Source organism: Stenotrophomonas sp. SY1, from assembly GCF_021202945.1.
GTDB lineage: Bacteria > Pseudomonadota > Gammaproteobacteria > Xanthomonadales > Xanthomonadaceae > Stenotrophomonas.
Window position 1 is genome coordinate 855,474 of record NZ_JAJOYR010000001.1, and the last position, 20,463, is coordinate 875,936.

15 protein-coding genes are annotated in these 20,463 nt (G+C 57.0%); 8 read left to right on the top strand and 7 right to left on the bottom strand.

Annotation, left to right across the window (positions count from 1 at the left end):
• Position 1 precedes the first annotated feature (1 nt).
• Both LR961_RS03390 and LR961_RS03395 read right to left on the bottom strand, forming a co-directional pair.
• Complete coding sequence (locus tag LR961_RS03390) at positions 2-2,068, bottom strand: class I SAM-dependent DNA methyltransferase (protein ID WP_232147017.1); 2,067 nt, start codon at positions 2,066-2,068, stop codon at positions 2-4.
• A 149-nt stretch (positions 2,069-2,217) separates the two neighbouring features.
• The gene (locus LR961_RS03395) at positions 2,218-2,790 is read right to left on the bottom strand and encodes a hypothetical protein (RefSeq protein ID WP_232147018.1); all 573 of its coding nucleotides are present in this window, start codon (positions 2,788-2,790) and stop codon (positions 2,218-2,220) included.
• Between the two features lie 260 nt (positions 2,791-3,050).
• On the opposite strand from LR961_RS03395, the gene LR961_RS03400 reads away from it, so the two are divergent.
• The 6 genes from LR961_RS03400 (at position 3,051) to LR961_RS03425 (ending at position 11,851) form a co-directional block, all read left to right on the top strand.
• On the top strand, positions 3,051-3,215 hold the full coding sequence (locus LR961_RS03400) for a hypothetical protein (RefSeq protein ID WP_232147021.1): 165 nt from the start codon (positions 3,051-3,053) through the stop codon (positions 3,213-3,215).
• 625 nt (positions 3,216-3,840) lie between these two features.
• Complete coding sequence (locus tag LR961_RS03405; RefSeq protein ID WP_232147022.1) at positions 3,841-4,698, top strand: TnsA endonuclease N-terminal domain-containing protein; 858 nt, start codon at positions 3,841-3,843, stop codon at positions 4,696-4,698.
• Positions 4,695-6,902, top strand: coding sequence for a Mu transposase C-terminal domain-containing protein (locus LR961_RS03410; protein WP_232147023.1), 2,208 nt, complete (start codon positions 4,695-4,697; stop codon positions 6,900-6,902). The genes LR961_RS03405 and LR961_RS03410 overlap by 4 nt, the downstream gene beginning before the upstream one ends.
• Positions 6,880-8,505 carry an ATP-binding protein gene (locus tag LR961_RS03415; protein ID WP_232147024.1) on the top strand — a complete coding sequence of 542 codons (1,626 nt, stop codon included), beginning with the start codon at positions 6,880-6,882 and terminating at the stop codon, positions 8,503-8,505. The genes LR961_RS03410 and LR961_RS03415 overlap by 23 nt, the downstream gene beginning before the upstream one ends.
• A gap of 2 nt (positions 8,506-8,507) precedes the next feature.
• Positions 8,508-10,247, top strand: coding sequence for a TnsD family Tn7-like transposition protein (locus LR961_RS03420; RefSeq protein WP_232147026.1), 1,740 nt, complete (start codon positions 8,508-8,510; stop codon positions 10,245-10,247).
• The gene (locus tag LR961_RS03425; RefSeq protein WP_232147027.1) at positions 10,244-11,851 is read left to right on the top strand and encodes a hypothetical protein; all 1,608 of its coding nucleotides are present in this window, start codon (positions 10,244-10,246) and stop codon (positions 11,849-11,851) included. The genes LR961_RS03420 and LR961_RS03425 overlap by 4 nt, the downstream gene beginning before the upstream one ends.
• A gap of 443 nt (positions 11,852-12,294) precedes the next feature.
• Here the strand turns inward: LR961_RS03425 and LR961_RS03430 are convergent, their stop codons facing one another.
• From LR961_RS03430 to LR961_RS03450, 5 genes are all read right to left on the bottom strand, one after another.
• Complete coding sequence (locus tag LR961_RS03430) at positions 12,295-13,245, bottom strand: plasmid partitioning protein RepB C-terminal domain-containing protein (RefSeq protein WP_232147028.1); 951 nt, start codon at positions 13,243-13,245, stop codon at positions 12,295-12,297.
• Complete coding sequence (locus LR961_RS03435) at positions 13,242-14,123, bottom strand: plasmid partitioning protein RepB C-terminal domain-containing protein (protein WP_232147031.1); 882 nt, start codon at positions 14,121-14,123, stop codon at positions 13,242-13,244. Before LR961_RS03435 ends, LR961_RS03430 begins: the two co-directional genes overlap by 4 nt.
• 11 nt (positions 14,124-14,134) lie before the next feature.
• A complete protein-coding gene (locus LR961_RS03440) occupies positions 14,135-15,700 on the bottom strand; it encodes a recombinase family protein (RefSeq protein WP_269670539.1) in 1,566 nt (521 codons plus the stop codon).
• Positions 15,701-15,798: 98 nt separating this feature from the next.
• Positions 15,799-16,179 (bottom strand): helix-turn-helix domain-containing protein, encoded by a 381-nt coding sequence (locus LR961_RS03445; RefSeq protein ID WP_232147033.1) that lies wholly within the window; start codon positions 16,177-16,179, stop codon positions 15,799-15,801.
• Positions 16,180-16,421: 242 nt separating this feature from the next.
• Positions 16,422-16,913, bottom strand: a complete 492-nt coding sequence (locus tag LR961_RS03450; protein ID WP_232147034.1) for a helix-turn-helix domain-containing protein — start codon at positions 16,911-16,913, stop codon at positions 16,422-16,424.
• A 682-nt stretch (positions 16,914-17,595) separates the two neighbouring features.
• On the opposite strand from LR961_RS03450, the gene LR961_RS03455 reads away from it, so the two are divergent.
• Both LR961_RS03455 and LR961_RS03460 read left to right on the top strand, forming a co-directional pair.
• On the top strand, positions 17,596-18,663 hold the full coding sequence (locus LR961_RS03455; RefSeq protein WP_232147036.1) for a hypothetical protein: 1,068 nt from the start codon (positions 17,596-17,598) through the stop codon (positions 18,661-18,663).
• Entirely contained in the window at positions 18,602-20,350 is a 1,749-nt protein-coding gene (locus LR961_RS03460) for a hypothetical protein (RefSeq protein WP_232147038.1), read from the top strand. The genes LR961_RS03455 and LR961_RS03460 overlap by 62 nt, the downstream gene beginning before the upstream one ends.
• Positions 20,351-20,463: the final 113 nt, after the last annotated feature.

Sequence of the window (20,463 nt, forward strand, 5' to 3'; positions counted from 1 at the left end):
GTCACTCCGCCACCTCATCCAACAGTGCGGCGATCTCTTCTTCTACGGCCTTCAGTTCGGCGTCGATCTCGTGCAGATCGCGCGGCGGAACGTACTTGTAGAAGTAGCGGTTGAAGTTGATTTCGTAGCCAATCTTGCCCACTTGGCAATCGCGCTCGTCGCTGTACTCCGAATCCACCCAGGCATCTGAGACGTGGGGTAGAACTTCGGCTTTCATGTAATCGCCGATGTTCTGGTCGAGTGGAACGCTCTCGAAGTCCTCCAGTTCCTTGTCTGGCACGGGGTTGCCTTCGTCATCGAGGACTTCCGGGGCATCAGAGGTGCGCACGCCCAGCGCGCTTTCCAATGCGTTGGCCAGCGGTTTGGCGATCTTGGGTAGGCCAGCCTTTTTGGTCAACGTGGGCAAGCCCGCGAACCACTCGTAGGGATAGGTCTGGCCCAGGTGCTTGCGCAGCAGCTTCGCCCAGCCGGCTTGCGCGTCCTCATCCAGCCTGACGAAGGGCTTGCTGGCCTGGAGGGCTTCGATGGCCTCTTCGGTGATCTTGGCAACCAGGCGCAAGGGGCGCAGCACCTTGATTCGGCGGTAGCCGAAGTCGCGGTAGTCCACGATCCGCACGTTCTCGCTGGGCGCGAAATCGGCATACAGGCGAGCGATGTCCTGTGCCTGCTCGTCGCTGACGTAGCGGCGCTTGTTACCCTCGGATTTTCGCATGGGGCTGTGCATGCCCGTGGCGTCGATCAGCTGAACCTTACCCTTGCGCTCCTTGGACTTGTTGTTGTCCAGCAGCCAGATGTAGGTGCCGATCCCGGTACGGAAGAAGATGTCGGTGGGCAGGGCCACGATGGCGTCGATCAGGTCGTTTTCCAGCAACCAGCGGCGGATCTCGGTTTCACCCTGGCCAGCGTTGCCGGTGAACAAGGGCGAGCCAGACAGGATGATGGCCGCGCGGCCACCGCCATTCTCAGGGCGCTCCAGCTTGGAAACGAGATGCTGGATGAAGAGCATGGAGCCGTCGGACACGCGCGGCGTTCCTGCACCGAAGCGGCCCTCAAAGCCCCTCTCTTTGGCCTCGCGCTCAACGAACGCCTGGTCCTTCTCCCACTTCTTGCCAAAGGGTGGGTTGGACAGGCAGTAGTGGAAGCGTTGACCGGCAAAGGCGTCCTGGGACAGGGTGGACTTGGGGCCAGCGATGTTGGCCGACAGGTCGCGTGCGGGCTCGGTTTCCAGACGACGCAGCAGCATGTTGGCCAGGGCCACAGCGTGGGTTTCCGGTTCGAGCTCCTGGCCGAACGGAATCAGCACGGGCGGGGCCTTGCCCTGGGCAGCGAAGCCATCGACGTGGTTCATGGCATCGGTGAGGAAGCCGCCGGTGCCACAGGTGGGGTCGTACAGCGTGCGGATCAGGCCAGGGTTGCTGCGGAACAGCGCATCGTCCGGGTCGAGCAACAGCGTGGTGGCCAGATGGACCACATCACGAGGTGTCATGAAGTCCTCGGCAGCCTCATTGACCTCCGCACCGAAGCGGCGGATGAGGTGCTCGTAGATATTGGACATCACGCGATCGGGCACGACATCCGGGTGCAGATCGGTACTGGCGAAGTTCTGGCAGATCTTGAACAGGATGTCGGCACGCGCCAGCCGCGCGATGGTGTCGGCAAAGTTGAACTGGTCGAAGATGACGCGGGCGTTGTCCGAGAAGCCTGCGATGTAGGCTTCCAGGTTGGACTTGGTTTTGGTCGCGCCCAAGGTGGCCAGCGAATATTGCGAGGTGTTGTAGAAGGGAAGTGCGGCGGTCTGGCGCAGGATCAGCGCTGTATCCAGTCCCTTGTCTTTGAACTTAGCATGTGCTTCGCGGACCTTCTCGCCGGTGGGTTCCAGCACGCATTCCAGACGGCGCAGCAGGGTGAACGGCAGGATGATCTTGCCGAAGTCGGTGTGCTTGAAATCGCCCCACAGGTCTTCGGCGTTCTTCCAGATGAAGCTGGCCAGGACGGTGTCGGAAGCCTTGGGGGGGATTACCGGGGCTTCTGCGGTCGGGGTGCTGGTGGTCTTGCCGTTCTTAGTCATGGTGCCTGTTTCAAAGTCGAAAGTGATGTGCAGCCTGAGCGTTGAGCGCAGGCGACAAAAAGAGGAAACCGCATGGGAATGACTATCTGCTCACTTAGCCCACGTAGGCTTTTCTTGTTCTTTCTCGTTCTATGACGAGAGGTGAGAATTCAATGCGAGGCAAGGTTGCGCACCTTGTTGTGGGATCGCGTTGTACTTGCGGTACAAAGTGCGTCGAACGTCTGACCGTACTTTGAAAGGGCATGCTGGGGGCGTGATGTGTACAGCGACCAGCCGTAGTAGAGGAAGCAGTAGACGAAGGCTACAGCCAGGATGACTACTACCTTCAACCAAATCGGTCCAGTTAATGCGACCGTCATCGCGCACATCAAAAACATGTGCACAACGATGATGCTTGCGAAGACGGTGTTGAGAACAGTCATGAAGAAAGAGCGGCGTAGATGAACCTGCCCATCCCTGACTCTCAGGTCGGTGTTGAGGACAACAAGGCGGACAGCATCCACAGGTATACCGGCATCAAGCGCTTTTGCCGCTACCTGCATCACTGGTCCGGGCGCTGAGCGCCAGTAGCGGACCGCGAAGTCGGCTCGGCGATAACGTTCGGTTGCCCGTCGCGTTTGCATGGAAAGGTCACCATGTCCGTCAAGGGCGCGTTGGAGGCATCGTTCTGAAATCCAGCGTTTCAGGGACCAATACCAACGTCCGGCGAAGAACGGATCCAACGTCTGCCCTATCCGCTGAAGCGTTCGCTGGGCTGCGCGAGGAAGAAGTCTCTTCATGAGCGCATGAACCTCACTAGTCGCTCCTTCAGCTCGTTGCTCGATTTCGGAGAGCTGGTTTGCGCGAGTGTCGTGCAAAGGAAAGAGAAAAATCGCTCGCGTTCCACGTAAGGGAGGGGATTGCCAGCGTCGTCTCTAGCGAATTCGTCGACGGTACGGAACGCCGCTACGTAGAGGTCAGGTGAGGCTGAAGCTGCCTGCGCATGGCCGGCGCTGTCGCCCAGAACGAGGTAGTTCACATCGACGCCGTGCTCTTTGAGGCGCAAGAGGTAATTGAGGTCGGGTACCCGGGCGTCCTGCTCGTAAAGATGCTGGGAAACACGCTTGACGCCCCCCAGTTCTGCGAACTGCTGCTGAGTCAGGCGTAGTCGATCCCTAGCCTCCCTGAGTCGCCTGCCAAAGCTCAAATTCCAGCCTCCCAGGCTTGTAAAAGCCAAGAAAATACACTAAAAGATACTCAGTGTTTACGATTGTGAACTATTGAGTGCCATCATGGATGCAAGCATACCCGGAGCCAAGGCTGATGCGATACGACTGGAATTCGCTCGCCGGGGCGTATCGATCAGCGCATGGGCGCGTACCCATGGCTATTCGAAACAACTCGTTTACCAAGTGCTTGCAGGGCGAAAGCGGTGTGTTCGTGGTCAGTGCCACGAGATAGCTGTGCGGCTCGGATTGAAGACGGGCGTTATCGGCACCGTGGCAGATATTGATGCGCTGAGTGCGGCTGGCATCACATCACGGCCTTCCGCTGACGAAGAGGACGATGTGCCATGAGCTAGCACCGATACGGCAGCAAAAACTCGGGCATAAGAAAACCGCCGGCTAGGGCGGTTTTCTTGGGCAAAGCATGTGAATCAAGCGTGGCGCTTGGTCAGGAGTCTGCTCGACTCCGAAAAACGTGTCAAGCCTCCCGGGACAACCCGTGTTCCCCAAGTGGAGGCAGCCATGGGCACAGCCCAACGAGCCGTCCGTCACGTCACGAGGTGACGCATGGCAAAGCGCAGATACGATTTCGACGAAGCCAAAATCTCCCGATTCCTGAAAGAAGGACGTGGCAGAGGTCAAGGTCAGGACTACAAGCCCTGGCTGACTATCCACGACGTTCCATCGCTGGGGCTTGCCTCGCGAATCTTCGGGTTCAAAACAAGGCGGGAGCATCACTGCTTGTCCAATCTTGAGGCGGGATTCCTTCGCATTCTCGAGTGGTCGGACTTGGTGCTCGATATCCGAGAACAGTTTCCGTTGGACCGGGAGGTCACGCGCATGCTGGCCGGGAAGATGGGCATCGAGCATCCACGTGATCCTCGTACGAGGGTCGACGTAGTCATGACGACGGACTTTTTGGTAGATGTCCGAACCGATGGCCGGTCGAAGACGGTTGCGTACGCGATAAAACCCGCCCAGGACCTCGAAGACCTGAAGACGGGCCAAAGGACGATCGACAAGTTGGAGTTGGAGCGCCGCTATTGGAGCCGTGACAAGATTTCATGGCATCTGGTGACTGACCGGGACCTTCCAAAGCTCCGGATCATGAATCTTGCATGGCTGCATGAAATGCGGTCGTTCGAGCATGAGTTGGCCCCGCATCCTTGCTATTGGCAGGACCGGTGTGACCAGTTTCTTGGCGAGTTTCAACGCGTTCGCAGTGGCTCCATTGATGATTTTTTCATGCACTTGGAGGGCCGGCGCCAGTTTGGCCCGGGCGAATCCTTGAAAGTGCTGCGCCATCTGGCTGCCAACAAGCAAATTGTCATCGACTTGGACAGGGAGTTTTCACACCGTGACCGGTTCGACGTACTGCGCCTTCCTGAGCGAGAGCAGCCTCGGCTGCAGCTGGTGGGCACATGATTCTGAAGATAGGTGATGTACTCGTACTTGATCCCGACTCGAATAAGCGGGTTAGGGTCGTGTGGATGACGCCCGATCGTGCGTCGGTAGCGCTCTACCCCTTGGACGCAGACAAGGCCTTTCCTGAGCTGGTTCCAGCCGCGGCGCTGGAGGCTGGAATCCGTGCGCGTCAGACGAGGCTGATACCGGATCCTTTCATGGTCGCCGTCATGGAAGACCAGCTGAAACAGATGCATAAGGACCGGCGCGATCGTGCTTGGAGGTTGATACGGCCCCTCGTGGCCGAGGTGCCATATATCTTCGCCGCGGATCGGCGGGGTGCCTTGGTGTCAGATGCAGTCGAGAGGGCCAGGAGCGGTAGCGATCCGGATCTTCAGCGAGTCACCAAGGCGCTGGCCTATCTATATCTCCGGCGCTTCTGGCAACGGGGAATGACGGCCAACGCATTGCTTCCGGACTACGAAAAATCTGGCGGCCGGGGCAAGACACGGAAAGCAGGTGAGAGCAAGCGCGGTCGGCCGCGGAAGTTCGGAAATCAGATGGGTGTCAACGTAACCCCCGATATGCGGAAAGTTTTTTCCGTGGCCTATTCCCGCTACTACGTCAGCCAAGTTAAAGGGAAATACACGCTGATCGGTGCCTACCGGAAGATGGTCTCGGATTTCTATTCGGTGAAGGACATCGACCCGGAGACGGGTCAGATCATACATTACCGGCACGAGGAGATCGAGGCGCAGGGTGGCATCCCGACCTTCGAGCAATTTCAGTATTGGTCCAGCAAGGATCACCTCCGGCTCGAGATCAAGCGCAAGCGGATGGGCGAGAAGCTCTACGACAAAGACATGCGTGGCTTGCTGGGCACGTCAAATGCTGAGGTGATCGGGCCCGGTAGTCGTTATCAGATCGATGCCACGATCGGGGATGTCTACCTTGTCTCGCGGTTGGATCCGAACCTGATCATTGGCCGCCCGGTTGTGTACGTCGTGATCGATGTATTCAGTCGCTTGATCGTTGGGATCTACATCGGCCTGGAAGGGCCTTCTTGGGTGGCAGCGATGATGGCACTGGCGAATACCGCGATGGACAAGGTGGCGTACTGCGCGCAGTACGGCATCGCCATCCAGCCGGAGGATTGGCCGGCGCACCATCTGCCGGGCGCATTGCTGGGAGACCGCGGTGAGATCGAAAGCGAGAAGATCGATACCCTGATCAATAGTTTCAATGTTTCCGTCGAGAATGCGAGTTCCTATCGTGCAGACTGGAAAGGTATCGTGGAGAGCCGCTTCCGTCTGCTGCCTGCGAAGTTCAAGGCGTACACACCGGGCTACATCGATGTCGACTATCGGCAACGTGGCGGTACCGACTACCGCCTCGACGCGGTGCTGAACCTAGATGATTTTACGAAGATCATCATCAACTGCGTCCTCCACTACAACAACTCGCACGAGATCGTGACCTACGACTACGATCGAGACGTCCGGGCGGACAGCGTACCCGCCATCCCCGGTCACCTGTGGGAATGGGGGATTCGCCACCGTTCCGGCGCCCTGAGAGCGTTTCCGGAGGATCTTGTGAAGTTCAGTCTGATGCCGAAGGATCGGGCATCCATCACCGAAACCGGAGTAGCTTTCCGCAGCCGCTTCTACACCTGCCAGCGTGCGATAGAGGAGCGTTGGTTCGACAAGGCCCGCCAAGACGGTCGCTGGCAGGTGGACGTGTCCTACGATCCGCGGGACATGGACCAGATTTACCTGCATGTGTCCGGGGCCAGGATCGGGTTCGAGGTATGCACGTTGACCGACCGAAGCCGCGCGGACAGGCATCTGTCCTCATGGGAGATCGATCAGGTCGATCAGCGTGACAAGCATCGTCGTGCGGACGAACGCACGGACGCCCTATTTGCGTCGGCAAACACCGATGCAGCGAACGAGCGAGTCATCAAGGAGGCTCAGGAACGACGCGGACCGCCAAGCCAGGCTAGTGCGGCCAGTCGAACCGCCAATATCAGTCGCAACCGCGCCGAAGAAAAGAAGGCTAGTCGCGGCACGGAGATCTTCAGGCTGGGCGAGCATGCGTCCGGGGTGATGAGGCCGAGTGCGGAGGTGGTGTCAATCAGCGGAAGAACCATGCCTGCGGATGACATCGACTACAGCGCGCCGTCGATCGACGAAATTTTAGGGGATGACGATGGCCACCGTGCCTGAAACTCCAGAATTGCCGGAGTATGCCGGCAACCCCTTCATCGCGAGGCTGCCTCCCCTTCAGTCGCAGCGGTCGCTGTACGCGAAGATGCTACGCGTGCCGCATTTCGACGAGAAGGAGGTGGCTTACCCCGCGCATGTGCGTAAGCACTGCATCGTACGTTTAGCTAAGTGCTTCCTGCCGCAAGCTCGCCAAGTGGATCTGGCCGACCGGTTCTCCCTGCTGCTCTTGCAAGGTTATGTGGGCCGAAACCCGCTGACGCACGATTACCTGAGCCACCTGCAGAACGGTTTCGAACGAATCGAGCGGAAGTCGCTTGAGGCTGTGGTTTCAATGCCGGTACAGAACACCGCAAACAGCTTCGCGCTACTTGGTTGCCCGGGTGTGGGTAAAACCTTGGCGATGAACTGCGTACTGGAACAGTACCCGCAGGTCATCTGGCACGAACAGCCTCAGGTCCTTGTCCAGATCGTCTGGTTGCGACTGGAAGCTCCCGCTCTGGGATCGCTGAAGCAGCTTTGCATCGACTTCTTCCAGGCGATCGATCAGTTGATCGGCACCGACTACGTAAAACGCTATGCCACCGGCGTCACCGTGGAGCAGATGCTCCTGCAGATGGCCTATGTCTCCCAGCTGCATGCGTTGGGTGTGCTGGTGATCGATGAAATCCAGCACCTGCGCGGCGTGAAGGTGGGGGCGGATGCGTTGATGAAGTTCCTTGTGAAGCTGGTCAACACCATAGGCCTGCCGGTCATTCCGATTGGAACTTTGGGAGCGTTGGAGATCCTGCGGGGCACCTTCAGTCAGGCCCGTCGATCGACGGGGCTCGGATTCCTGGTCTGGGAACGGATGGCGCCGGATGCCGTCTGGAATAGATTCATCGAGCAGTTCTGGAAGTACCAGTGGACCACGCCGCGGACCGAGCTGTCCGACGAGTTGAACGCGGCTCTGTACGACGAGTGCCAAGGCGTGGCCGATCTCGCGGTCAAATTGTTCATGCTGGCGCAGCTTCGGTTGGTCGGGATCAGTGAAGTCAGAAAAGGCAAGCCGGAAATCCTGACTCCTGAGCTGATTCGAAGGGTTGCCAAGGAGGAGTTCGTCCTTGTGGCGCCGATGATTGAGGCGCTTCGTCAGAACGATGCGGTCAAACTCGGCAAGTTCGATGACCTGCGCTCGCTGAACGACCATATCGGAGTGGTATTGAGCCGGACTATCGCGGGCGCACCGGGACCGGCTGATGGGACCATGTTTCCGGTTGCGGCAGAAGCTGGAACGCGCGAGAACAAGACGGTTGATTCAGCGCTGCTTGCGTCTCTGCGGAGCATGGGCGTGGCCCAAGATGTAGCCATGGCGCTGGTCGATGAAGCTGTCGCGAAGAATCCTTCTGGCGATCCACTGTTGCTGCTGCAGAAGATCGTTTCAACGCTGACGGCCAGCCCACCCAAGAGGAGCTCAGCCAAACCCACGGCGCCGCCGCCGAATGAACTTCCTGAAGACGATTTGCGTCGTCTTGTGGCGAAAGGTAAGCAAAACAACACGTCGGCCTACGAGACCTTGTTGATAGCAGGCGTAGTGCGCCCACCGATTACGGATTTTGCGGCCTGACTATGCTGGCCTATTTCCCCCAGATCTATCAGGGTGAGCTGTTCTACAGTGTGCTGGCGCGCTACCACCGGCATATGGGGGCACCATCGCCAATTCAGTCCATGGAGGCGCTGTTTGGGCGTCGGCTAGTGACGATGAGCGTCGATCTTCCCGGCTATCTGCAGGTGCTGGCCGATCGGCTGCCGGTCGGATTCGGGTGGACAGCCGAACGGTTCATCGACGAACTGACGCTGCTGCCGTACTACACCGCCTTCCAGCCAGCTTCTGTCAGGCGGCGGGCGCGGCAGACGATGCTCCAAGGGAAAACGGACGGTCTACTGATCCGGCTGGGTATAGCGGCTTTCCCCGCCGGACGAGTCACTCGGCTCCGGTTCTGCTCGTTATGCCTGAAGCAGATGTGGGAGCAGTGCGGGGAATACTACTGGCGCAGGGACCATCAACTGCCAAGCGCACTGGTCTGTCCAGAACATGGCTGTCCCTTACAAGCTAGTGCTGTTTCAATGACATCACTGAGTCGGCATATCCCCGTCGCGGCTGACGATAAAAGCTGCCCATGGAATGCTCCAGCTCTCATGTTAAGCAGTGCTTCTCTGGTGTTGTCCGATCTCCAGCGGCTGGCGCGGGCTAGCCGAACCTTGCTGGAAAATCCTGGACAATCGCGATCACGATCAGAATGGACCCGGCACTACCGACAAGGGGTCCATCTTGCTGGACTGGCGTACTCAGTAAAACGTTTCGACCAGCAGCGGCTGCAGGAAAAGTTTCGAGAGCATCATCGTGACATTCTTGCTCGCTGGCCAGAGCTGATGGCAGGTCTGGTCTTCCGTGGCGATTGGTTGCCGGCCATGGTGCGGAAGCATCGCAAAGCGTTCCATCCTCTTCAGCACATTCTCTTGCAAGACTTCATTGATCACCAGTCACCGACCGCCAAGCCATTCGGGGCCGGGCCTTGGCCATGTCTAAATCCGTTGGCTCGGCATCGAGGACGGGAGCTGATTTCTACCTTTGAGATGCATCGTAACCATAGTCATCAGGTCGGCGTCTTCACCTGTAGGTGCGGATACATGTACACGCGCAGCTACTTTCCAGATAGAGGTGACGTAGGGTTTCCAAGGTTTCATTCATATGGACCGATGCTGTTGCCAGCCCTGAGAAAGATGATATCTGATGGCGTGTCACTGCGTGGGATCGGGCATCGCCTGCAACTTGATCCCAAGACGGTAGTGAAACTTGCAACCGATCTTGGTGTTCCGGTTGTCCGGAAGGGTGGATTGGATCGAAAGCAACCTGGAAGCAGCACCATCGCATTCGAGCGGGTGATTTCACCGAGGATGAAAAATCGTAAGGCGCGGAAGGCGAGCACTCCACTTCTGGATTGGCCTTCGGTGGATCGGGAAACCCGTCATAACATCCAAAGCGCTGCTCAGCGTCTGCGAACGTTCGAGCCGCCAGTGCGTATCACTGTGGCGCGCTTAGAGCGACAGATATGGAGTCGTGGATGGCTAAGTAAGCGCGCCAGCAAGCTTCCAGCGGCAATGGCATGTCTGAGTGGCGTTGTCGAGTCGGTCGAGCAGTTCCAGCGGCGGCGAGCCGGCTGGGTTATTCAACAGATGGACAAGTTCGGTGAGCCGCTGCAGGTTTGGCGGATTTTGCGCAGGGCTGGCCTTACCTCCCGACATGAAGATGTGGTCGCGTCCGTGTTGGCAGAATTTCTTGGTGGCGTGTACAGGAGCGTTGTATGACGCGGATGGTGTTCAAGTCGGTCGCGAACCTGACCGAGGATCCGGTTGAGGTTTTCTGGTTGGCTGGATTCGTGTGCAACGAGCGTAACGAGTGGCAAGTGCGAGTGGTCTACCGGAACAAGCGCACCGGGGAACTGATTCCAATGTGTGAGCCCATTGGGATGTTGCCGATCCTAAGTTTGGGAACTTGGTTCGACTACGGTTTACTGCAAACGGAAGGTCTGCCGGGTGACCTCATGGAGGTTGTCATTCCTGATGTAGGGCAACCAGAGGTGATCACCTCGGCGGACATGCCTAGTTCGCTATATCGGCTTCCGGCAAGCCGCGCTGGACACCAACGATTGTTTCGATACCGCACACGACACGGTGTCGTTCATATCCCGGCGGCGGAGCTGATCCGAGCCCTGTTCATTCACAACCGTGCGTTGGCATTGGCTTTGATGCGCCCAGCGGGATTGGAGCAGTTGTACATACCGATGGCATCTGGGCCTCGGGAGCTGGCGACGCTCTGTTTTACGAAGGAAATTGCCAAGAGTGTGCTGAGTCGGGAGTTGGCCATGGAGTTCGCGTGGCTGGTGCTGGATGTGGAAGCTCGGCGTTCATGGGAGAGCGTCAGGTGTCTCTCGGCTGGCCAAGATTGTATTTTTTTTGAGCCACCCCCTATCCGGGGTTCGTCGTGGCAGTTCCGGGGCATCCGGCACGGAAACCAAATGTTAGTACTTGAATTGAATAATTTGAGTGGGCGCGCGGTGCCGGTGAAAATACTTGAATACACGCATCCGGACTTGAAGAAGGCGATTCGAGCACGAGTGTCCGGTGCCAAGCCGGGCAATCCGAAGGGAGGTGATAAGCCGGATACCGGAGAGCCGGGTGACGACATTGATGTGGCCGGCACAGATCAGGGAAGTAGTGGTTACCGCAACCCGTTAGTCGCTAACATGGGCCGACGCCAGAGCGCTTTTGAGAGCCAGATCAAGGTAATCAAAAAAGAGATCGAGGTGGAACATGCACCACGCGAGCCGACTGGCAAGGAACCCAAGAAGAAGCCCCGACATAAGAAAAAGATACAAGTGACGACCAGTGAAAGGGCAGGTGGTAAAGGGCTCCGCCCCATAGACTTCGGGATCCTTTGCCGGGCCCCCTTGCACAGAATTGGGGATCTGGTGGCATTTGATGAAACCATCCGTCACATGCGCGACAGATTGCCAGATGTGCAGTTTGCTGCAGGGCTGGTGCTACTTAAACAGGGCAGGGCTGCTGCGAGCGTGGGTTCCGCGCCACGGGCGGCGATGGTGGTGAGGATCAACAGACTCAAAGAGCCTCCCATAGTTTTGATAGATATCGATCGCACCGGGATCGTGGCGCTTTCGCTGATGGTTTTGCACTTCAAGAGAGGGGAGAAAGAGGATTGGATCGAGAGGGCGATACAGAAAACATTGAACGGCTGGGCCGATGTTGGTGGGCATTGGTCTACTGACGTCGAAGCCGAGATGGAGCCCCTGTGTCGAAGCGAACGGATTCCGAAAGCCATGGTGCCGAGAGAAGGATTTGAAAAGCAGGCAGAGGGATGGGCGCTTCGGCTGATTGATAGGTTGGGACTGTGAAGCGTCGGGTTCAGACCAAGGGGGATTGGACTCGGGGCGTCGCAGATTGAATTGGTCGATAGCAGGCGTTGGGTGCGAGGATTACCGCAGTACGCCGCCGGTCAACGGGGTAGCATCTGGGTCACATGGGCGGGCATCTTCCAAAGCGGACCGTATCAACGCCGCTGCTTCTCAAGGGGCTTGAGTTTGGTCGCGTGGCGATTCCAGATGCAGTTCACTTCAATCGAGAAAATGAAAATAGAGGCTCGCGCAAAGCTGTTCTACGTGGCGTTGTCGCGTGCAGGATCCTCACTGATCATTTCCTCAGCTTCTCCTGTCGTGGAGCTTCCTTTGTCGACATAGGCGTTCTTGAATCCTGTAAATTTCTCGCCGGCTTCGCGTTGCACGCTTCTAAGCCTGCCCTGTACCTGTTTTGGTTGCTGCATAGGTAATTTTTACTTCTCCTACCGGCGATCAGGTGCTGGTGCGCTTTCGTGTGTTTTTCCAGTAACCGTGGCAGGATCGAAATCGATGCGGTCGATATCTCCGATTCGCTGGAACTCCGCGAGGTATTCGGGTTGTTGGATGTTGAGCCAACGGACAATATTTGGTCGGCTAAGAATTTTGTTCAGGAAGCCTCGTGCGATCGTCAGGTGCAGGTTGTCGATGCCATAGGTCTCCTCGGCGAACATGGTTCGACTCTGTACCAAGGAAAGCTCACGCTCTAGCTTGGAAATTTGCTCGCGCGTGATGTCCGGCTTTCGACCAGTCACCATAGGTTTGACGAGTTGATCATCAGGAGTGGCATGGAGCAATGCGCGTGCGAACTGGGTTGTAAAAGTGCGATGTCCTGACATCAACTCGGCTGCTTCAATCTGCCTAAGCGGCTTCATACGTTTGAGAATCTCGAACACGACCATCGGACAGGTCTTGTCTGATAGAAGCGTGGCAACTTCGGGACATATTCCATCAAGCAATCGGAAGCGCCGACGAATCGATGTGGCCTCAAGGTTAAGTGCCTCGGCGATGCGATCCTCAGAGACACCGTGCTCGACGGCGCGCACAATCATCATGTGCTCTTGAACGGCTGATAGCCTGCTGATGCGCTTGTTGTAGGTGTAGGATTCGTCATCCGTTGAGATCAGGCACTCGACGTCTTCGGCACCTAAATCCCGGAGAATTTCAACGCGCATTAATCCGTCCAGTAGTAGGTAGGTTCCGTCGTCCAATGGGTTGGGGGCGACGACGGGAAGTTCGACCAAGCCGATGGTGCGAATGGATGCCGTAATCTGCTGGAATTTCTGACTCTGCCTGGTTGCCTTCCGCAGGGGCTTGAGGGGGACGATGCTGCATATCGGGATTAGCTTGGTATCTAGCCGGAATCCTAGGGGGGCATCTTGATGGCCGTTGTTCATTGAGTCACCCTCCTTTTCATTCGGTCATCAATCGCCTTTGGAAGGGAGTCAATCCCTTCTGCGTGGAGGAGCTCGACAAATTTCGGTACGGTGAGTAATTCTCGGAATGCCTCAACCACAAACAGTAGTCGGCCCTGAGTGAATTCAGCCTTCTTGGCTAGAAGTTGTTGCTTCTTTACCTCTTTTTCGTAGACGCGGCGGAGGTCATCCGCGGACAACTTTTTGCTAGCCTTCTTCCCGTCAAAAGGCTTCCTTTGGGATTTCCCTCGAGCGGCTCTTTGCTCAAGAATTCGCCTGATGATCGCGAGCTTCTTCCCCTTCAGTTTTCCTTGGGTATACGCATCTGCGAGGGCAGCCTGGATCCCTGCATCGTCGCTTCTGGATATGACGACTGCCAAACTTACAGGGATAAGTCCCGTTTCGACCGCTGATATGAGGCGTTCTTCGCCGTGTTCGAATAGGCGAAGCACCATGCCAACCCAGGATTGGGTGACGCCGAGTTTCTGTGCGATCTGGTTCTCGTCGTAGCCGCGCTTGTCGAGCGTGCATATTTCCTGCATCAGCTCGATGGGGGAATGCTGGCGTCGGGCGATGTTCTCGACCAGACTCATGACAAGGCACCGTTCTTCGCCTTCCTCAACGACGAAAGCGGGGATGTCAGTGTGTCCAAGTCGCTGGAAAGCCTCCAAGCGGCCTTGGCCGCAGACAAGGTCGTAGTGCGGCGCACTGTCTCCGCCCTTCCGCAAGCTCACCGTGATCGGGCGTTTCAGTCCGATGGCGCTGATGTTGTCGATGATGTTCTTGTGTGCGCGCGCACTCCTGTTTCTGGGGTTGATCACGCGGATGTCATCAACGGGGATCATCTGGATCGGGCGCATACGTGCCTCCTCTAGGCGGCGATGCTCATATGGAATCGTTCCGCAAGCTCATACAGCGGCGCGAGAGATTCGAAACGGTACGAATCGAGGCTTACTTCGTTGTTGTCTTCGGAGAGTCGGTGGCCGTGCAGTGGCATGTCGAGACGAGGGAATATGTAGTAGTCGAAGATAGTTGTGTTCGTGGCTGCCATGCGGGCGACCACGGTGACATCCGGCCTTAGACTGGTATCAAAACGAAGATGCCAGCGGAAGGATCCACTTGGGAGTTGTCGGCATCTGGCCAGCACGATGGAGACAGTGAACTCATCATTGACGGTGACAAGGCCCGAAGTTGCGATGTTGCTCTGACCGCCTGCAGCCATCAGGCCCTCGATGATCTCCGTCAGGATGCTCGGTAGGATCGATCTCAGCCTCTGATTGACTTCGAGGTAGCGAAAGTCACGGTCCGGTCGGAAGCCAATCAGGGAGTAGGCGCGTACGAGGCCGCCGAAGTGCGAACGGTAGACGCTGCTAGAGGGCATCCCCTCCTGTTCATCTATCAGTAGGCCGGACAGGGCTCCTGTGCGGTCGTACAGGCGCTTGAGGAGATCAAGCATGGTGGCTTCGTCGAAACGACGTGATCTGGCCTCGATCAGTTGTTGGGCCGCGCCAAATAAATCGGTAGGGACAATTCCTTCAAAAGCGCCGTTGCTCCGGACCCAGGCGTTGGGACTGTTTTTTACGTGTCGCTGCTTTAGCTTGAACGAGGTCCGGTTGTATACGTTGTTGCCGACGTATTTTTCATTGGTCAGAAGTTGGTGGACCGTTCCACGCGTCCATCGACGCCCCAGATCGGTACGTATGCCCATTGCATTGAGGTTGTCGGCGATCTCTCGTTCCGTGGTGCGGCGATGAACAAATTGCTCGTAGATTTCTTGGACCACGGCCACCTCGTCGGCCGGGCCCGGTGCCAGAATCACTCGATCGGTCTGTAGGCTCTTTCGTTCACCAGGCTGAAGTTGCGCCTTCGGGACCCGGCTTTCGTCCAGCAGCATGCGGCGTAGGCCGAAGCCGGGTGATCCTCCTTGTCGAAAGCCGAGTTCGATAAGCCGGCATTGCCCTTTGAAGACTTTGTTGGAGAGTTCGCGACTGTATTCGCCTGCCATTGCGCGTTTGACGCTCTTCATGATGACGGACATGGGGCTGCCGTCATTCTCAAAGGGCTCCGCGCAGTACACGACCTGAAGTCCGGCCCGTCGGCAAACGTACTCGTAGTAGGCGCTCTCATCAGCGTCCTGGAATCGTCCCCAGCGACTGATGTCGTAGACCAGAATGGCCTTGAATTCCAAGTTGGAGGTCTGAACGTCCTGAATCAGCTGTTTGAGGGCGTCACGGCCATCCAAACTCAAGCCGCTTTTGCCTTCGTCCGCATAGGTGCGAACGATGTCAAAACCATGCTGAGCGGCATACTTCTCGATGGCCTCGCGCTGGTTCTCCGTTGAGTAGCGCTGATGGTCAGTCGACATGCGCACATACCGCGCGGCGGGGATGAGAGGTTCCCCGCCGATCTGAAGCGGACCTAAGCGTCGATCAGCCATTGCCGTGCTTGGGCGTAGCCCTGCCAGCTAGATGAGGATTCAATCCTCTACCAAAATGTTGGAAAATGTCAAGCCATTCCAATACTTTGCAAATTTCCCTACTCAAGCTGAAAGGATTCGTCGCGGGTGGTTTCGACCGATTCGGAGGATATTGCGATAAGTAGTTGGAGCACCGCTTTTTGTTGCGCCGCAGTAAGCCCTCGAAACCGGTCGAGCAGCCGAATTTCGCGTGATTCAAGTGGCCGGGGCACATCGTCTGCAACGAGCGCCCAAGGGTGGCAGCCCAAGGCCTGTCCCAGGCTTTGAAGCCAATCGGCGGTTAGCCGGCGCCTACCTGCCTCAAGATTGCTGATTTGCTGGTTTGTTGTGTTGGTGAGCGAGGCGAGCTTGTCCAGCGACAGTCCTCGAGCCTCGCGGAAGGCCTTAATTCGGTTGTGCACGCTCCGGCATATCCCTGAAATTGGGGCGTCGTCGCCCATTTTTCCTGCTGTGTAACTCAATCAGAACATCCAGCTTCTCAAGCAGCAACCCTTCACCATGATCTAGATCGTCTTCGGCAATTGCTGGCGCTGCCCCTAAAGCGGGAGCTTTCAGTCGCAATCAGACAATCTGGAAAAGAACCTGGCGCAGTTCGTGCCAGATGACCTGCGAAAACCGTGTCAGGACGCAGTTCATTGCCAGGGTTTGTCTATCGTCGAGTGTGAATTTGAATCGCTGAAGATCAGCCAAGATCCTCCTCCCGTATCCGCCACAATGCGGTATCCGGGATCTCGGTTTCAGCCTGTTTCAGGAGATGGCGGCGAAGCTTTTCGGAGACTGCCTGATCTTCCAACTTCATGTGGATCGCAGTCCGATTGAATGTGACGTTGAAGAGCTTCAGGCGCTGTTGATCGACGCTGGTCTGCAGCGGCTGACTCGGCACCACCAGTAAAACCACTTCACAATCCATGGCCGCGGCTGCGCGGCGCAATGTGTCAATCTGCACCGTGCCGGCGCGCTCGCTGTTCTCCAACTTGAGCACCGAGCTAGGTTGCACCCCCAGTCGTCGTGCGAGCTCGGTTCGCGACATCCCTAAGGCGTCGCGGGTGGCAGCGATCCAACCGCCGCGTGGTACAGGACGAAGCCTGGGTAGTATCTGACGCAGCCAATTGCCGGTTTGATCGAGCTTGGATCTGGCTAAGCGACGCATCTGGGAAGTCGCGTTGGGAGCCATCAGGGGGTTCCTTTCAAGGATCAAAAGATTAGCGTAATTATTCCCTGTATGGCTCTTTTGTATGTGTGGTTTCTGCCACACAGGGCTCTAGTCACTATTCAATCGCTCTATGAAGCGCTTGTTCGGCCGGCCGCGCCGGATGGCCTCCTACCCGGATCGTCGATGGTCAGCTGTAGGCGCCTCTGACGTCGGCGTTGGTGCCGGAGAGTCAGTTGCGCTCTCACCATCTCTCCACGCGTCCAAAAGATTGCCCCAACATGTCGCTTGGTGGCATCCCTTCGCCTCGAGAATTTTCGGCTTCAAGACCGGACGGGAACACCATTGCCTGTCGAATCTGGTATCGGGGGGGCAATCGCCGCTTAGGCCCTTTTTTGGAGAACGCTAAAAATGGGAGGATTACCATGCGTCTTGCAAGGACGCCGATGAATGACGGATCAGATGCCGTAATGCTTGGGTAGATTTTTAATCCTGAGATCATCGGGGCGTACGGAACGGAGAAATCTATGCGCGCGCGCCTGCTGCGGTGCGGCATACAGGCCGACAGGGGGGGGGGCTCGCGTATACTGTTAAGCTGGGGAATGCCACATGCCGGTCGACTCACCTCGGGCCTCTCAGCCCCTGAGACGCATGGGAAGGATCATGCGTGCGTGCGGTACTTGTGATTCTGAGGAAAGGGAACTCAATGAACGCGATCGTTGCGCCGTCGTCTAACCGTAGGGTTCTGAGCACCACGCTGCACCATTTGGACCTGAACAGCAGCACGTGTACTGCTGCCACCATTCCAACTGGCAATTCTGACCTCGGTACGTATTTGGATGAGCTGCTTTATGAGATTAGCGCCAAGCCCCAGCACCGCGCTTATCAGCTGTCCAGTGGCACGACTGAGTTCGCTACCTCGCTAGGCGGGTTCTATCAGGCGCAGGGCCTGGCCACGACGGGGACCGAAGCACTTGCTGAGCGTTTGCTCCGCATCGAGCTGCAGACCGATGCCAAGTACGGACATTTGAATCCAACCGGCACACATATTCGCAAGGGGAGCTTCCTGCAATACATGTACCAGGAGAACTCCCGGTACCACTATCTTGGCGTGAAAGTCGATCACCACGCCTTTATCGATGAGCAGGACCTCCGTAAACGAATTGGCCTTGGACAGACACAAAAACTGTTCAAGGCATGCCGTGTGACGTTCGATGTCAACGGCGCGCCGGAGGAGACGCTCGTATTCGATACGAACACGCGCCCATCGGTCTATTGGTGGCGTGATTTCTGGGAGCTCAAGGAACTTAGGAGCGATCGCCACAATACCGAGACTGCCATTCGGGGTGTTATCAAATGTCTCAATGCGATCAAGAAGACAGCCCCAACCGACTATACCCATCTAAGAAATGCAGCAATCACCGCATTCAAGCAAGCCGGCGCGCTCGACTTTACAGTCTTTGTCGATGGCATTTTCGCTAATTACCAACCCGTAGAGCAGTTGTTGGCGCAATCCCTCCCTAAGGTCGTGGAGAAGATTAGGCAGTTGCCGACCACCAGCAAGTTCGACGTGCAGTTCACGCTCGTCCCGGAGGCGGTGCCTTTCAGACGCATGAATGTTGCTGTTAGCGAAGAGATATCGCTGAGTTACAACGAGGATGTGGCTAACCTAGATGACAAGATCTGGTCTTCAAAGACGCGGGACGGCCGGGATGTCGTTGTCATTCGCGCCACTGAAGCAGCTGATCGATTCAAGTTCAAACCTTGGACGTGACATGGGCGTCGACTTTGGTGCCATATTCGCTGCTGTAGACCTCGCCAATGCGACGCGGGTGGAGCGCCTCGACGAGTTCGAGCTTTTCGTTGAAGATGAATTGACTCAGGCCCAGGCGCATGTGGTCGCGCTTGCACTCCTTGGGATCGGTCCCTCTTTGCCCACTCGTGATCGATTTGAAATCACGATCACAGTCGACGGTGAGGCCGCCAGTGCTTGCGACGATGAAGAGGACAGCCGCGTCAGGATTGGAGGTCTGTTTGATCTCGGAAGTAATACCCGTGCCGAGGTAGGCTTTCGCGTCATCATAGGCAAGCAGGTGCAGCACAATGCCATCTCTGTCTATGACATGGAGGCTTTTGGTCGGTACCTCGCCCAGGAGCCCCTCACGCAAGTGCTCGAGGCGCTTGCGGCTCGGCTTGACGGGCACCTCCGCCTAGTTTGCATTGGCTTACGTAAGCAGGGAGGTAGCGCCACCCTGAAGTTCGTGCCGGAGGACCACGAAGAGCCAGCGACGGCTACGCTGCCGAGCGCGGCGCGTGAGCGCATCATTGCGCTGTTCAAGGAAAATTCATTTAGCGCGTCTCTTCCTGGGAAGCTTATTCCTCAAGACTTTCAGCTCGACACACCGTTGGGACAGCCCGCGGTCGATGGATTCTTTGCACGCGCTAGCGCGGTTCTTAGTGCTGTGTACCTATGTAACAACGCAGAGCTTGAATCCGACAACACCTTGACCTACCGCATGGCCGGTTACAAGGTTCTGGAAGAGAAGCGGATTCCCGTGGCCGAACTCTCCGGTGCGCATGAGGTGCTGAACAAGATCGCCAGTTGGGCATACGATGCCGGTGGCAGCACAGACAAGGTGGGCCTGGCGCGCAATGTACTTTCCCTCCATGTGGCGTCTTTGTGCGACCTAGCCCACCAGCCCCATGTTCTGAATGCCATCTTGTCCAACTACCAGATCTATCTGAAGGACAACGTATCGGCGTATCTCGAAGTGAGAAATCGAATGGCCGAGCTTCTGCTGGAATCCACGGCCAAAACCCATGCGCTCGTAGAAAGCCTATTGGACTCTGTGCGCAACGGCATGCTGGTGGTGTTTACGTTCGTGCTGACCGTGGTGGTGGTCAACGGCTTAAAGGACACCGGTGCGAGGGTGGTTTTCTCGGGAGAGTACGTTTGGATCGTCATTATCATCGCAGTACTTTGCAGCATCTGGATACATAGTGCGTGCAAAGATGTCGTGACTAGGTTCGACAGTGCGACTAGATCCACAACGCAGCTTCTCCGGGACAGTTACCGAAACGTGCTGATCGAGGACGAGGTCGATCAACATACGGCCAAGACGTTCGCCAACAACAGAGGCCATTTGATTGAGCAGGTCAGAAGATACCGCCGTCTGTGGTATTTGGTGTCGGTGACGCTGGTGGCCACGTTCGCCATCGGCTACGTAGTGAGCTATCAGCTGCCTAGATTCAGTAGTCCGAAAGCTGATAGTGGAGCCGCTTCTACAAACCAAGCGCCCGCCTCATCGCGTGAGGAGCCGGGGCGCGTTCGGAGTAAGGGCGTCGGAAATGTTTCTGGTGCGGTAAAGCCGACCGCGAGGGCTTCGCAGATGGCGCCCGCAGATAGTCAGGCGCCCCCGGTAAGCAAGGAGACGGCGGTCCATCGCGAAACCTCACAGTGATCACGATGATTCATCGACAAATGGCAGCGCGTGTCCAAGGGTGGCCTTGTAGTCATGGGGCTAAAGGCTGCCTTGTGTATGCGATTTTGCTTTTTTGCAGCGGGTGGCAGGAC